At 44.0% G+C, this 14,372-nt stretch carries 14 protein-coding genes; 13 read left to right on the top strand and 1 reads right to left on the bottom strand.

Annotation, left to right across the window (positions count from 1 at the left end):
• Positions 1 to 6: 6 nt before the first annotated feature.
• The 5 genes from ACXAD1_RS11720 to ACXAD1_RS11700 all read left to right on the top strand — a co-directional run bounded on the left by ACXAD1_RS11720 (position 7) and on the right by ACXAD1_RS11700 (position 4,681).
• Positions 7 to 1,782, top strand: a complete 1,776-nt coding sequence (locus ACXAD1_RS11720) for an acyl-CoA dehydrogenase family protein (protein WP_206839503.1) — start codon at positions 7 to 9, stop codon at positions 1,780 to 1,782.
• A gap of 25 nt (positions 1,783 to 1,807) precedes the next feature.
• Positions 1,808 to 2,785 (top strand): quinone oxidoreductase family protein, encoded by a 978-nt coding sequence (locus tag ACXAD1_RS11715; protein WP_370225137.1) that lies wholly within the window; start codon positions 1,808 to 1,810, stop codon positions 2,783 to 2,785.
• A 119-nt stretch (positions 2,786 to 2,904) separates the two neighbouring features.
• Positions 2,905 to 3,678 (top strand): class I SAM-dependent methyltransferase, encoded by a 774-nt coding sequence (locus ACXAD1_RS11710; protein ID WP_474910086.1) that lies wholly within the window; start codon positions 2,905 to 2,907, stop codon positions 3,676 to 3,678.
• Positions 3,679 to 3,690: 12 nt separating this feature from the next.
• Complete coding sequence (locus ACXAD1_RS11705) at positions 3,691 to 4,476, top strand: SDR family oxidoreductase (protein ID WP_370225141.1); 786 nt, start codon at positions 3,691 to 3,693, stop codon at positions 4,474 to 4,476.
• Positions 4,477 to 4,540: 64 nt separating this feature from the next.
• Positions 4,541 to 4,681, top strand: a complete 141-nt coding sequence (locus ACXAD1_RS11700) for a hypothetical protein (protein ID WP_370225142.1) — start codon at positions 4,541 to 4,543, stop codon at positions 4,679 to 4,681.
• A 330-nt stretch (positions 4,682 to 5,011) separates the two neighbouring features.
• Here ACXAD1_RS11700 and ACXAD1_RS11695 read toward each other — a convergent pair whose 3' ends face one another.
• Positions 5,012 to 6,187, bottom strand: coding sequence for an MFS transporter (locus tag ACXAD1_RS11695; RefSeq protein ID WP_206839508.1), 1,176 nt, complete (start codon positions 6,185 to 6,187; stop codon positions 5,012 to 5,014).
• 109 nt (positions 6,188 to 6,296) lie between these two features.
• Here ACXAD1_RS11695 and ACXAD1_RS11690 point away from each other — a divergent pair, with 109 nt between their 5' ends.
• The 8 genes from ACXAD1_RS11690 to ACXAD1_RS11655 all read left to right on the top strand — a co-directional run bounded on the left by ACXAD1_RS11690 (position 6,297) and on the right by ACXAD1_RS11655 (position 14,286).
• A complete protein-coding gene (locus ACXAD1_RS11690; protein ID WP_474910085.1) occupies positions 6,297 to 7,337 on the top strand; it encodes a DmpA family aminopeptidase in 1,041 nt (346 codons plus the stop codon).
• A gap of 213 nt (positions 7,338 to 7,550) precedes the next feature.
• Positions 7,551 to 8,909: an ethanolamine ammonia-lyase subunit EutB gene (locus tag ACXAD1_RS11685; protein ID WP_370225144.1), complete on the top strand. Its 1,359-nt coding sequence runs from the start codon at positions 7,551 to 7,553 to the stop codon at positions 8,907 to 8,909.
• Positions 8,910 to 8,925: 16 nt separating this feature from the next.
• Positions 8,926 to 9,783 (top strand): ethanolamine ammonia-lyase subunit EutC, encoded by an 858-nt coding sequence (gene eutC, locus ACXAD1_RS11680; RefSeq protein ID WP_474910084.1) that lies wholly within the window; start codon positions 8,926 to 8,928, stop codon positions 9,781 to 9,783.
• Positions 9,784 to 9,963: 180 nt separating this feature from the next.
• On the top strand, positions 9,964 to 11,388 hold the full coding sequence (locus ACXAD1_RS11675) for a sensor histidine kinase (RefSeq protein ID WP_474910083.1): 1,425 nt from the start codon (positions 9,964 to 9,966) through the stop codon (positions 11,386 to 11,388).
• A gap of 2 nt (positions 11,389 to 11,390) precedes the next feature.
• Entirely contained in the window at positions 11,391 to 11,963 is a 573-nt protein-coding gene (locus tag ACXAD1_RS11670; protein ID WP_206839513.1) for an ANTAR domain-containing response regulator, read from the top strand.
• A gap of 182 nt (positions 11,964 to 12,145) precedes the next feature.
• A complete protein-coding gene (gene eutH, locus ACXAD1_RS11665; protein ID WP_206839912.1) occupies positions 12,146 to 13,405 on the top strand; it encodes an ethanolamine utilization protein EutH in 1,260 nt (419 codons plus the stop codon).
• A gap of 28 nt (positions 13,406 to 13,433) precedes the next feature.
• Positions 13,434 to 13,775, top strand: coding sequence for an ethanolamine utilization microcompartment protein EutS (eutS, locus tag ACXAD1_RS11660; RefSeq protein ID WP_048011266.1), 342 nt, complete (start codon positions 13,434 to 13,436; stop codon positions 13,773 to 13,775).
• Between the two features lie 13 nt (positions 13,776 to 13,788).
• Complete coding sequence (locus ACXAD1_RS11655) at positions 13,789 to 14,286, top strand: EutP/PduV family microcompartment system protein (RefSeq protein WP_206839515.1); 498 nt, start codon at positions 13,789 to 13,791, stop codon at positions 14,284 to 14,286.
• Positions 14,287 to 14,372 lie beyond the last annotated feature (86 nt).

The raw sequence follows: 14,372 nt of genomic DNA, 5'->3' as shown, positions 1-14,372 counted from the left end.
CCGTAAATGGAAAAAGTAAACACAGCCAACCGCGGTGCCAGTTTTTTGTTCACAAAGCTTAATCCTGAAACACTTTTTACACCAGAGGATTTTACAGATGAGCATATCCTGATCGGCAGAACGGCAAAACAATTTGCTGAAAAAATGGTACAGCCTGAAAAGGAGCGGATTGAAAACCAGGACTTTGAGCTGGTAACGGATTTGCTGAGGAAGGCGGGAGATCTTGGCTTGCTTGCACATAGCATCCCCGAGAAATACGGCGGTCTTGGCCTGGATAAAATCAGCAAGGGGATTGTCGGTGAAAACATTGCCTCAACAGGCGGTTATGGGGTGGCACACTCCAACCATACCTGTATTGCAACACTGCCTATCACTTACTTCGGAACACCTGAGCAAAAAGAAAAATATTTGCCGAAGCTTGCTTCTGGGGAGTACATTGGGGCTTACTGCCTGACAGAACCGAATGCAGGTTCAGATGCCCTTTCATCCCAGACAACAGCTGTTCTGAATGAAGAAGGAACACATTATATCTTAAATGGCACCAAAATTTATATTACTAACGCTGTATTTTCAGATACGTTTATTGTTTACGGTAAAGTGGATGGCAAGCATTTTACCGCGTTTATCGTTGAGTGTGATACACCAGGGCTTTCCCTTGGCCCGGAAGAAAATAAGATGGGCATCAAAGGGTCATCAACAAGATCGGTCATTTTTGAAGATTGTCCTGTGCCAGCCGAAAATCTGCTTGGAGAAGTGGGCAAAGGCCATATTATTGCACTTAACGTCCTGAATCTGGGCCGCTTCAATTTAGGTTCTGCCTGCATGGGGGCATCCAAAACCGGATTGAAGAAAGCTCTTCAATTCACAGCGGAAAGAAAGCAATTTGGAAAATCCATCGCTGATTTTCCGGCTACCAAGGAAAAAATCGCAAAAATGGCAGGGAGAATTTACGCTGCTGAATCGCTGCAGTATCGTACAGCCAAATTGCTGGAAGAATCATTAGGAGACTTATATGATTCATCTGATTTAAAACTTATCGGCAAAAGAATGAGCGAATATGCCACAGAATGTGCGATCTGCAAGGTGTTTGGCTCGGAAACACTCGACTATACGGCAGATGATGCACTGCAGCTTCATGGCGGAGCAGGATTCATCAAGGAATACGGAGTGGAACAAATGTATCGTGATTCCCGCATTAACCGTATTTTTGAGGGAACAAATGAGATTAATAGACTCTTAATACCTACACACCTTCTCCGGAAAGCAATGAAGGGTGAAATCGATTTAGCTGCAAGAGTGGAGGAGGCTGTTGTTCAGTTGAGCAAACCTGAACCAATCGGCCAGGCCATCTTTGAGAAAGAAAGAGCGGCAATTGATACGATGAGAAACCTATTCCTGTTAAACTCCGGGCTCGCTTACGAAGCTTTTGGCAGTTCACTTGTTCATGAACAGGAAGCACTTATGAAACTGGCCGACCTGGCCATTGCCCTTTATGCTTCAGAATCGGCTGTCTATCGTACTTATAAAGCTATCCAAGAAATTGGAGAAGAAAAAGAGGAATTGAAGATTCTTCTGACAAGAACGTTTATCGAAGGTGCGATATGGGATGCAGAAAAACTATCGCGTCAGCTAGTGTCAGAATTGGCTTCTGATAGCAAAAGAGATCAATTGATCGGATTAGTTATCCGTGAATGCGGCAGATTCAGTTCCTTTGGGAAGGAAAGTGCGAGAAACAGAAGGATAGCTGAGCTTGTATATGATAAAGGCGAGTATTGCTGCTAGATATATAGAAAAGGAGTGTTTTAAAATGAAAGCCATCCAATTCAAAGAGTATGGGGGACCTGAAGTCCTTAACTTAATCGACTTTGAACGGCCTGAGCCTACAGGACGTGAAGTATTAATCGAGGTTCATGCCATTGGGGTGAACTATGCAGATACGGCAAGAAGAGAAGGGCAATACGTCGTGCCGACTCCTCTGCCGTTCATTCCAGGTGCGGAAGTGGCGGGTGTTGTCGCTGCAGCTGGTGAAGATGCGAAAATTCCAGTTGGCACAAGAGTGGTTACGCTAATAGAATCAGGCGGCTACTCGGAGTATGTAACAGCAGATGAAAGAGGGCTGATTCCGCTGCCGGAAGGATTGGATTTCAAGCTGGCTGCGGCCCTGCCCCTGCAAGGTCTGAGCGCTTATCATATTTTGAAAACAATGGGCAGGCTTGAAGCGGGAGAAAGAGTACTTGTCCATGCAGCAGCAGGAGGGGTGGGGACACTTGCTGTTCAGCTCGCAAAATTATTCGGTGCAGGGACCGTCATTGCCACAGCCAGCACTGATGAAAAACTTCAGCTTGCGAGTGAAATGGGTGCGGATGTTCTCGTAAACTACACAAATGAAGGCTGGGAAAATGAAGTACTGGAAGCAACAGGCGGAAAAGGTGTCAATGTAGCACTCGAAATGGCAGGCGGGGAAATTTTTAATAAAACTCTGAAATGCCTTGCCACCTTTGGCCGCCTTGTCATTTATGGTGTCGCTAGTGGGGAGCAAAGCCGGTTTTATCCTTCATCCTTAATGGGACGAAACCAATCCGTCATCGGATTTTTCCTTCCGCAGATCATGAGAAAACCCGAACTGCTGCAGCCGAGTATGAAGGATTTATTGACATATGCAGCTGAAGGAAAGCTGAAGCTGACAATTGGGGAAATCCATCCTCTTGAGGATGCTGCCAAGGTACATGAGCGAATGCAGTCGAGGCAAACAAAAGGAAAGCTTATTCTTGTACCATCAAGATAATTGGAAGCCTGCCATTTAACAAATGGCAGGCTCTTTTTCTATTAAACTGACAGGAATATAGGGATTTATAGAGAACATAAATAGTAGTGCTGATCCTATTTTTGATGAGGGTGATTTATGTGGGAAAGGAAGAGGTAAAGAAAAAGGTACAGAATACATTCGGTAAAAATGCAGAGAAATATGTGACAAGCAAAATTCATGGAGATGCGGCCGAACTTACCCGGCTCGTTCAAACTCTGAATCCGCAGAAAGATTGGGTGGTGCTGGATATCGCAACAGGAGGCGGGCATGTGGCCAAAAGTCTGGCACCTTTTGTTTCCCAGGTCTTCGCAGCTGATTTGACAAAAGAAATGCTGGCCAATACCGCACGCCATCTGGAAAGCTTTAAAAATATCTGGTATGTCCTCGCGGATGCTGAAGCTTTGCCATTTCTGGATAATTACTTTGATGCCGTCACCTGCCGGATCGCTCCCCATCATTTTCCCCATCCGGAAAAGTTCATTGCGGAAGCTGGAAGGGTATTAAAACCAGGCGGCCATTTCCTGATGATTGATAACGTATCACCTGAAGAAAAAGAGCTTGCTGGCTTTATAAACACTGTTGAGAAATTGCGGGATGACAGTCATTGCCGGTGTTTGTCGGCAGGAGAGTGGAGAAAGCTATTTGCTTTTTCCAGGCTGCTTGAAACGAACTCGAAGAGCAGGAAGAAAACGTTTGAGTTTCCGTCCTGGGTAAGGCGGACAGCCGAAAGTGAAGAACAGATTAGGACAGTCGAAGATTATATTTTGCAGGCTGATCAGGCTGCAGCTGATTACTTTCAAATCGAAATTTATGACGGGAGGGTGCAATCCTTTAAAGTGGATGAATGGATGGCACTTTGCGTGAAACAATAGGAGGAAATAGTGATGGATTTAAACCTGAAAAATAAAAAAGCGCTAGTGGTGGCTTCAAGCCAGGGGCTGGGAAAAGCAATTGCGGCACAGCTTGCACAGGAAGGCGCCAATGTGATGATTACAAGCAGGGATGAAGCAAAACTGCAAGCTGTTCAAAAAGAATTCCGTGATCAATATAATGTTGATGTTGAGTATTACCGTGCAGATGTTACCATTCCGGAAGATATAAAAAAGTTAGTCAATAATACAGCTGAAACACTTGGCGGAATCGATATTTTGATCAATAATGCCGGCGGGCCTCCCGGGGGAACGTTTGAATCCCTAACAGATGAAGACTGGGAAAAAGCGTTTCAATTGAATCTATTAAGCCATGTAAGACTGATCCGGGAAGCTCTTCCCGAATTAAAGAAAAATGGCGGCAGGATTATTAACATTGCTTCCTCTAGCATTAAGCAGCCGATACCAGGACTTCTGCTGTCCAATACATTCCGATTGGGCATTGTCGGAATGACCAAAACACTCTCAGAGGAATTGGCAGCTTATAATATCTTAATCAACACAGTAGCTCCGGGAAGGATTGCGACAGACAGGGTTGATTATCTGGATCAGCATAACGCAGACCGGCAAAACATCTCCAAAGAAGAAGTTGCAGAAAAAGCCAAAAGCAATATCCCGCTGCGCAGATATGGAACACCGGAAGAATTTGCAAATGTCGTGACTTTCCTTGCTTCCGATGCCAGCAGCTATGTGACTGGAAGCTCCATTTTGGTCGATGGCGGAATGGTGAAAGCTTTATAGGTGTTAACAGGCCGTATTCATTCGGATCAGGAAGGAAAAAACCAAAGCGCAGGAGTTTGAACCCGTGCTGATTCGGACAGGAAAAGGAGAAATCAGGCTGAAAGAGTCCGAATTCGGTGCTGATTTGGACAGGAACAGGAGAAATGAGGCTGAGAGAGTCCGAATCCGGTGCTCATTCGGACAGGAAAAGGAGAAATCAGGCTGAAAGAGTCCGAATCCGGTGCTGATTCGGACAGGAAAAGGAGAAATGAAGTTGAGAGAGTCCGAATCCGGTGCTCATTCGGACAGGAAAAGGAGAAATGAGGCTGAGAGAGTCCGAACCCGGTGCTCATTCGGACAGGAAAAGGAGAAATGAGGCTGAGAGAGTCCGAATTCAATGCTGATTCGGACAGGAACAGGAGAAATCTAAGGAAGCAGTCCGAAACTTGCTCCCATTTAATAAATTGGCGCCCTGTAATTGGCTGAACTGACAATCTCCGAGAAGCTGCCATAAAAAAGACGATTTTCCGCATCTCAAGGAAAATCGTCTTTCTCGTTAACCCCGTTTTGTAATCAGGATCCAAATATATAATAGTATTGAGATTCCTACCGAACCTGCCGCGGTCATATAAATGCTGCTGTATCCGAACAAATGGGCGATTTGGCCAAAGACCATTGCACCTATCCCGACTCCAAGATCAAAAAAGGAGAAGAACGTTGCATTAGCCATCCCCCGTCGATTGGGAGGCGCTTCTTTTACAGACCAGGCCTGAAGGGCCGGCTGGACTGATCCGAATCCCAGACCATAAAGAATGGCTGCTATATACATGATCATGCTGTTCGGCAGCCATGCCAGCAGGAACATGGCTGCTAAAATCAGCACAGCACCAGGTAAAAACACAGCCTGATGTCCCCGTTGATCATATAATCTGCCGGCAAAAGTCCGGGAAAGCATTAAGGCAATCGCAAACAGCAGGAAATACCAGTGTATTCCGCCTATGCCTTTTTGAGCAGAGTATATAGGGAGAAACGAAGCGATGCCGCCGAAGGTAACGGTAATGAAAAATAAAAGAAATGATGGCCTTAAGGCACTTTTTTCATAGATATCCCACCGTTTCAAGGGGACACTTTGTTTTTCAGCCTGCTTGTACCTGATTCTCGATGATAATACCAGCGCGGCTAATCCAAGCAGGGCACAAATTAAAAATAAGAGCTTGAAAGATATAATTCCGGCAAGCGCCAATCCCAGGGTGGGGCCGAAAGCCAGGGCTATGTTCCCGGAAAGACCGAAGTAGCCCATCCCTTCCCCGCGCCGCTTAGCAGGTATCAAATCGGTGGCAATCGTTCCGGAGGCTGTAGTTGAAAAACCCCAGCCAAATCCTTGGACAATCCTTAAGACAAATAAGAAAATTAAACTATTAACAAATCCAAATGAACCAACCGAAAGAACGAAAATCGCAAGGCCCGTTAAATAGACAAAACGCCTTCCCTTCGTCTCAAGCGTATGCCCTGCATAAGGACGCAATAGCAGAGCAGAGAATGTGAAGATGCCGACTACAATCCCGATCAGCTGGTCATTCCCTCCCAATTTTTCTACAAAAAGAGGGATCGTGGGCAATGTCATTTGAAATCCTAGAAAAATAAAAAAATTGGACATCAATATGAGCACAAAATCTCTGGACCAAATCTTCTCAGAGCCTGCATGCTGTTTTTTTGCTATAGTATGAGCCATATAAATCCTCCCAAGAACGATGTAAAATGATTAGGTAATCTAAATATTTTTCTATTATAAATGAAAACAAATGGAAATTCTAATGAATGCCACTTTAAGGAGGAGCAAAATGAAGATTAGAGAAAGAGGAGTAATGATTGGGAAACTCCAGACTGGCGAAAAAAATTGCATTACAGATGTAAAAGGGGTCATGGTAGGCCATATTACTTTGGACTATCCTATCAATGGTAATGACCAATATGTCTGTACTGGCGTTACCGCAGTAATGCCCCATGAAGGAAATTTATTCCGTGAAAAAGTCACGGCCGCGAGCTATGTCATCAATGGCTTTGGAAAAACGACCGGTCTGGTACAGGTTGAAGAATTAGGCCTGATTGAATCTCCAATCATGCTGACAAACACATTTGGAGTTCCAGCGGTTACACATGGAACCCTGGAATACATGCTGCGAACCACTCCTGAAATTGGAGACACAACTGGAACGGTCAATATCGTCGTGGGTGAATGCAATGATGGTTTCCTAAATTCTATTCGGACACTTCCTGTTAAACCGGAACATGCAATAGCAGCCATTGAAAATGCCAATCCGGAAAAAGCTGAGGAAGGTGCGGTCGGAGCAGGGAAAGGCATGGTGTGTTTCGGATATAAGGGCGGAGTAGGAGCGTCATCACGAGTTATAAGCGAAGAACAAAGTTCAAAAGAGTACATAATCGGGTGCCTGGTGGTCAGCAATTTTGGCAATAAAGATGAATTCCCATTCAGCAAATACGGCCTGTCAGAAATTCGGCAGGAAACAAAGGACACGCCTGATGGCTCGATTATGATTATTCTGGCCACGGACATACCCGTCAGTGACAGGCAGCTGAAAAGGCTTGCCAAAAGATGTGGAATTGGCCTCGGCCGGACAGGCAGTCATTTCAGCAATGGAAGCGGGGATATCGTCATTGCTTTTTCAACGGCCAATAAAGTTTCTCACGATAGCATCAATATGATGGAAACTGCCCGTTTCATCAGAGACGACCATCCCCTTATGAACAAGCTTTTTCAGGGTGCTGCAGAAGCCGCGGAGGAAGCAATTCTGAATTCCTTATCCCAGGGAGTAACGACGAAAGGGCGGGAGGGAAGAGTGGTCGAGGGGATGTTTTCATAAGACATTTATTTGTATTTAAAAAAGTCTATCTTTTCAGTTAATTAATTGATATAATTATGGATAAGTGAAAATACCAGGTGAGGGCGCCTTAATAGGTAAGCTGTTTTATGGCTTATTCTGTTAAGGCGCCTTTTTGTATGGAGCTAATGTAACCGCTTACGTAAAAATCAGGGCTGTCGCATACCGTTCCATATACTCGAAGGGAGGCTATTTATGTTTACATGCACATTAAAAAATGAAACCTATCAATTCCGTTCAATTGCAGATGTTTTGGCAAAAGCCAGTGAGGAGAAATCTGGGGATAAAATGGCAGGCATTGCTGCAGGATCTTCTCTTGAACGAATGGCAGCCAAAGTGGTGTTAAGTGAAATAACACTAAAGGAAATCTATGAGAATCCGGTTATTGCATATGAAACAGATGAAGTAACCCGCATAATCTATGATGATCTTAATCTCTTTATTTACAAAGAGATTGCAAACTGGTCTGTCGGTGAATTAAGAAATTATATTTTGTCCCACCATACCAGTACCTCGGAATTATTCAGAATCAGCAGGGGTCTGACGAGCGAAATGATCTCGGCTGCGGCAAAGCTGATGTCTAGCATTGATCTTGTCATGGCTTCACAGAAAATCAGGCCAACTGCCCATTGCAACACAACGATTGGCGAGCCTGGACGCCTGGCATTCCGCTGCCAGCCAAATCATCCCATTGACAACCCTAATGGCATTCTTGCATCTATGAAAGAGGGGCTTTCCTATGGATCTGGGGATGCCGTCATAGGTGTGAACCCCAACAATGACTCTGTGGAATCGGTCTCGAGAATTTTACATATGACTCATGAATTTATTCAAAAGTGGGAAATCCCAACGCAGAACTGTGTTCTTGCCCATATTACAACTCAAATGCATGCCCTAAAAAAAGGAGCCCCTATAGCTCTTATGTTCCAAAGCCTTGCGGGGACACAGGCGGCGAATGATGATTTTGGAGTTTCAAAGGAAATTCTTGATGAAGCGTTTCAGCTGATGGCTACACAGGGCACATCTACTGGGCCGAATCAGCTATACTTCGAAACTGGCCAGGGATCGGAAGTATCGCTGGATGCCCATCTTGGCATAGATATGCAGACACTCGAAGCGCGTACCTATGGATACGCCCGGCATTGGAAGCCGTTCATGGTTAATAATGTATCTGGCTTTATCGGGCCGGAGACCATTTATGATGGCAAACAGGTAATTCGTGCAGATCTCGAGGACCTGTTTATGGGGAAAATGCATGGACTTCCGATGGGGATAGCCCCTACATATACCAATCATATGCAGGCAGATCAAAATGATCAGGAAATCGCAGGCATGCTGACTGCTCTTGCCGGTGCGAATTTTTATATGGGCGTGCCTGGCGGAGACGACGTTATGCTAAGCTATCAGGATACCAGCTATCATGATGATGCAAGCTTAAGAGAAATGCTTGGGCTCCGTCCCCTTCGTGAATTCGAAATATGGCTTGAGAAAATGGGAATTATGAAAAATGGCAAACTAACCGAACGTGCAGGAGATCTATCTATTTTTAAGTAGGAAGGGGGCATCAGAAATGGATATTCAGTCAATCGTAAAGCAGGTAATGGAAGAGCTCCTAAAGGAAGGGCAAATAAAAAACAATCCTATTGTAAAAGATCCTGCAGAAACAAAGGTCCGCAATATAAATTACGAAAAGATTAACCAAGTGGGTGTAGAACAGCCAGACAATCGGGAAGAAATCGAAAAGGTGCAATCGATTACTCCAGCCAGAATTGGGATAGGACATACTGGAACACGAATGAAAACAAAGAATTACCTGGAATTCAGGATAGATCACGCAGCAGCCCAGGACGCAGTGTTTAAAGACGTTTCTGAGGATTTGCTGAAGGAATTAAAGCTGCCTGTGCTCTTTTCCAAATCTGAAACGATGGACCAATACTTAATGGACCTGGACAGCGGGAGGCGACTCAATGAAACATCCAGAAAATGGGCTGAAGAAAATCTTCCGAAAAATAAACAGGTTCAAATCATTGTATCGGATGGCCTGAGTTCAACAGGTGTTGAGGCAAATATAAGGGATCTGCTGCCCGCGCTGGTGCAAGGTTTAAAATCGAAAAAGATTACCATTGGAGATCCTGTTTTTATTAAGCGGAGCAGAGTTTGGATTCAGGATGATGTAGCTTCTATTGTCAATTGTGATTGCGTCATTTCACTTATAGGAGAAAGGCCAGGATTGGCAACCGCTAAAAGCATCAGTGCCTATCTGATATACCAGCCCAATGAGGATACAGTCGAAGCAGATCGCACTGTTATCAGCAATATTCATGAGGGAGGCGTTCCCCCTGTTGAGGCGGGTGCCCATCTGGCTGATTTAATAGATGCAATATTAAAGCATAAAGCCAGCGGTGTAAAATTAGCACAGCTTAAATAGGATAGGAAGGCAGCAGGATTCCATTTTTTCCAGCTGCCTTTTCCATTCTCCAGTGGAATTCCATATCTGTACCAAATTTCCTATTGAACAATCGAAAACGATGTTGACATTCTTCGGCATTCCCTTTAATATTTTTATATATTCTGACAGTTTTAAAAACTTATTGGGAGATCTCAGCCTATGCCAAACTTCTCAGTCGAAGCGTTATGCACCCTGCATACAAGTCTTTCAAAAATGGATGTTGAAAGGATTAAAGAGGTCTCTGCCAATCTTTCATTAATCGCCGATCTGAACCAGGCAAACGTTTTTGTTGATTGCCCTACTAAAGAAGGCAAACATGCTATAGTAGTAGCTGAAGCTGCCCCAACTACTGCTAAATCTGTTTACCAGAAGCCGGTCGCAGGCAAGTTTGCCTATGAAGCTTTTGAACCCGCTGTTTTATATACTCTGAGGACAGGTAAAAATATGTTTCTCAATCGCGCCTTGACACAGGAAGGCAAGACGGTGGAACAAAGCGTGGTGCCGATTAAAGGATTAGATGACCGTGTCATCGGGGCACTTATTATGGAAAAGGACATCAGTGAGAAGCTTCAGCGGCAGCTCAAATTGGAAGCGTTATCAGAGGCGACGGAAACCTTGAGCGGTATACTCATTGGAATGGCAGAAAATCGTCCGATCATCCCAGAGGTAATCGAGGAATCACTATTCTTTATTGACCATGAAAATAAGGTTGTTTATAACAATCCTTCAGCAACTAATCTCATACACGAAATTGGCAAGGAAAATTGCAGGCCAGGTGTTCCGCTGATTGATTGTTTTCCATGTATTCAAGAAATTCTTAACGAGCCGGAAGAGCTCCTTGTAAAAGAAATGAAAATGATGAATAAGGTATTCCGTGTTAAGAAAATAAGTCTTGATCTTGCCGGGAAGTCGGATGGAACCTTCATCATCCTTAAAGATCTGACAGAGCTCAGGGAAAAGGAACGGGAGATTGCTGTTAAATCTGTGGCCATACGGGAAATCCATCACCGTGTTAAAAATAACCTGCAGACTGTTGCCAGCCTTTTGAGGCTTCAGATGAGAAGGGGTGTGCCGGAAGAAAGCAAGGTGCATTTCGTGGAAAGTCTGAACCGCATCTCAAGTATTGCTTCGGTGTATGAAATTATTCTTTCGAGCTCAAGTGTGGATGAAGTGGATATTTACAGCTTAATAGAGAAAATAGGCAATATGCTGGTCCATGAAGCAAAACACGAGCAGAAAAAGATACATATTCAGTACAGGGGACCTAAGCTTTTAATCGACTCTGAAAAAGCTGTATCCCTGTCTCTGGTCATCAATGAACTTATACAGAATTGTGTAAAGCACGCATTTAAACATATGCATGAAGGGGTAGTCGAGGTCTGTTTCGAATATTCCAATGATGAAATTAAGGTTGAAGTAATTGATAACGGTGAAGGATATTCCCCGGAAGCAAAACCTTCTCTAGGCTTGGATATTGTGAAAATGATGATTGAGCACGATTTATCCGGTCATTTTTTAATCGAACGGGCTGAAAAAGGGACCGTTGCAGCTGTGCAATTTCCCTTTGAAAGGAAGGGGGAATAGCTGTGAAGAAAAGAATTATGGTTGTGGAGGATGAATCAATTGTCCGCATGGACTTAAGCTTGATGCTAAAGGATGCTGGCTATGAAGTAGTTGCTGAGGCAGGGGATGGTGAAAGGGCGGTCGAGCTTGCTTTTTCATTAAAGCCTGATTTAATTCTGATGGATATCAAGATGCCCAATCTGAATGGACTAAAAGCAAGTGAAATTATTTCCAATAAAATCAATACACCCATCCTGATCCTTACAGCATACAGTCAGCGGGAATATATTGATAAAGCCAAACAGGCAAATATACTCGGCTACCTTGTTAAGCCTGTTAATGAAGCCAGCCTGATTCCTGCGGTTGAGATTGCGCTAAGGCAGGCAGAGAATGCAAATGCAATCCGGGAACAAGTGGAATCCATGAATCAGAAGTTAAATGAAAGAAAAATTGTTGAAAAAGCAAAAGGCATTTTAATGCAAAAGTTTAACATGCCTGAAGAAGATGCCTTTAGGAAAATGCGGAAGATCAGCATGAACAAACAGGTTACACTGGAAAATGTAGCAAAGCGTATCATAGTAAAATATAACGCTTAATATCTTTTACAAGTGGATAGAACGGGCAAAGGTGCCATGCGTCTGCAAAAAGCTGACGTACGGCACCTTTTTGTCTTTTTACTTATTCTTATACTATCAAGCTGCTATTTTATCCTATTTTTCTTGTAAAGAAGCTGCACGATTCCGTTAACATATAAAAACGTTTCAGGGAGGGATTTATGATGGAATTGGTAGGTAAAATTGTTATCTACATTATCATGGCTTGTGCTGTAGCTGGAGCCTTTGCTGCCATCCGCAACAGTGATGAGGGATTAGGAAAGCAGTTTATGGAGGGGCTTCATGCTGTCGGACACATCTTTGTTCCGGCTGCCGGAATTATGGCTTCCATTCCATATTTATCGTGGTTTATCGATAAGGTCTGCGGTCCATTTTTCGCTGCAATCGGGGCAGATCCTGCCATAGCTGCAACAGCCATATTAGCAACCGATATGGGCGGCTACCAGTTAGCTGAAGTGTTGAAGCAAACACAGGAAGGCTGGATCATGGCGATGATTGTCGGATTTATGGCGGGTGCAACCATTGTTTTCTCCATACCGATGGGCCTCGCGATGCTTGATAAGAGAGACCATAAATATATGGCTCTTGGCGTGATGTCAGGCGTTCTGACCATTCCAATCGGCGCTTTCATTTCAAGTGTAATTATTGCCGTTTCCAGCTCAAGTTTCAGGGACTTCATTTCCACATCCGGCGAAGCAAAATATCAGTTCGCGCTCGGTTTGGGACAAATCTTATTGAATTTAAGTCCGCTTTTAATCTTTGTAGTACTGATTGCGCTGGGGTTGTATTTCCTGCCGGATTTAATGATCAATGGGTTCATGTGGTTTGGACGTATTTTAGATGCGGGCATTAAGCTGGTTTTGGTCTTTTCCATCGTAGAAATTTTTACTGGATTATTCTCAACTGTATTTGGTGGATGGGGCTTCCATCCAATTATGGCGGATTCGGAGGATCAGTTCCGGGCGCTTGAGACTGCCGGCTATATTGGGATCATGCTTGCCGGTGCATTTCCGATGGTTTATCTTCTTCAAAAATATGCCGGCGGCCCGCTGGAAGCTATTGGCCGTAAGGTGGGATTAAGCAAGGAAGGCAGTGCAGGAATCGTTGCCACAATCGCGAACATCCTGGCTATGTTTAAATTGGTCAGAACAATGCCGCCTAAAGATAAAGTCATTAATATTTCCTTTGCGGTCTGTGCGGCCTTTTTGCTTGGTGACCATTTATCCTTTACAGCAAATTTCCAGCCAACATTAATCCTTCCGATTATAGCCGGTAAAATATCTGCCGGGATCATCGGAATTGGTTTAGCGTACTGGCTTTCTGTCCCTAAGGCTCTGGAATTGGAGAAAAAAGACCGTGAAGCAGGCATTATCGGGAAAGATGAATATTTACCGAAAGAAGAAAAAGTAAAAAAAGCAATATAAGCAGCAGTCACCTGGGAGGGCCGAAGCAATGAATGAAGAAAAACAACGATTTATTCAAGAATTTGTACCGGGAAAACAAGTAACACTCAGTCATTTAATCGCAAATCCCGATCCGGATATGTTTGAAAAACTGGGGATACAGCAGGCAGGAGCGTTAGGGATTCTCACACTGACACCAAGTGAAACGGTTATCATTGCAGGAGATCTGGCGACCAAAGCGGCAGATGTGCAGATCGGGTTCCTGGACCGGTTCACAGGCAGTCTTGTGATTGTAGGAACCGTATCAGCTGTGCAAATGGCCATGGAGGAAATCAACCGGTTTTTATCTGAAACACTAAGGTACACTCCTTCGGAAATAACTAAATCATAAGGAGATGTATAGAATGACCAAAATGAACAGAGCGATGCTGATCGGTTCCATCGGGGCTGGAAAGTCGACTTTAACAAATTCTCTTCTTGGCCGCAAAGCGGGAGCGGTTAAAACACAGGCATTGAACTATTTTGACTGGATTGTGGATACGCCTGGGGAATATACTGAGAATCCATTTTTCTATAAAAATATCATGGCTACGGCACTCGAAGTGACCCATGTACTATATTTACAGGATTCCACAAAGCGGAAAACTATTTTTCCGCCAGGTTTCAGCAATGGGTTTAATAAGCTTCCAATTGGAGTCGTGACAAAAAGCGATTCTGATCAATCGGATGTAAACTCGGCAATCAGGCAGCTTAGAATTGCAGTCCCAAAAGGACCTATTGTGATTACCTCCTCTATTTCCGGAAAAGGAATAGAAGAAATACGCTGCCTGGTGAAATGCCATTCTCTTCAGGAAATGAAGGATTACGCTGATTCATTGCCGGATGATGTCGTAATTTTCTGATGAAACCCTTTACAAAATGACGATAATAGCATATATTCTAATTATACAAAAGAATAAATCAGGCAAAGGCGCCTTGTATGAACAAT

It is taken from the genome of Cytobacillus sp. ABV4_503 (assembly GCF_056158445.1).
The sequence above is the reverse complement of the archived record's forward strand: the minus strand, read 5'-3'. Positions and strand labels throughout refer to the sequence as shown.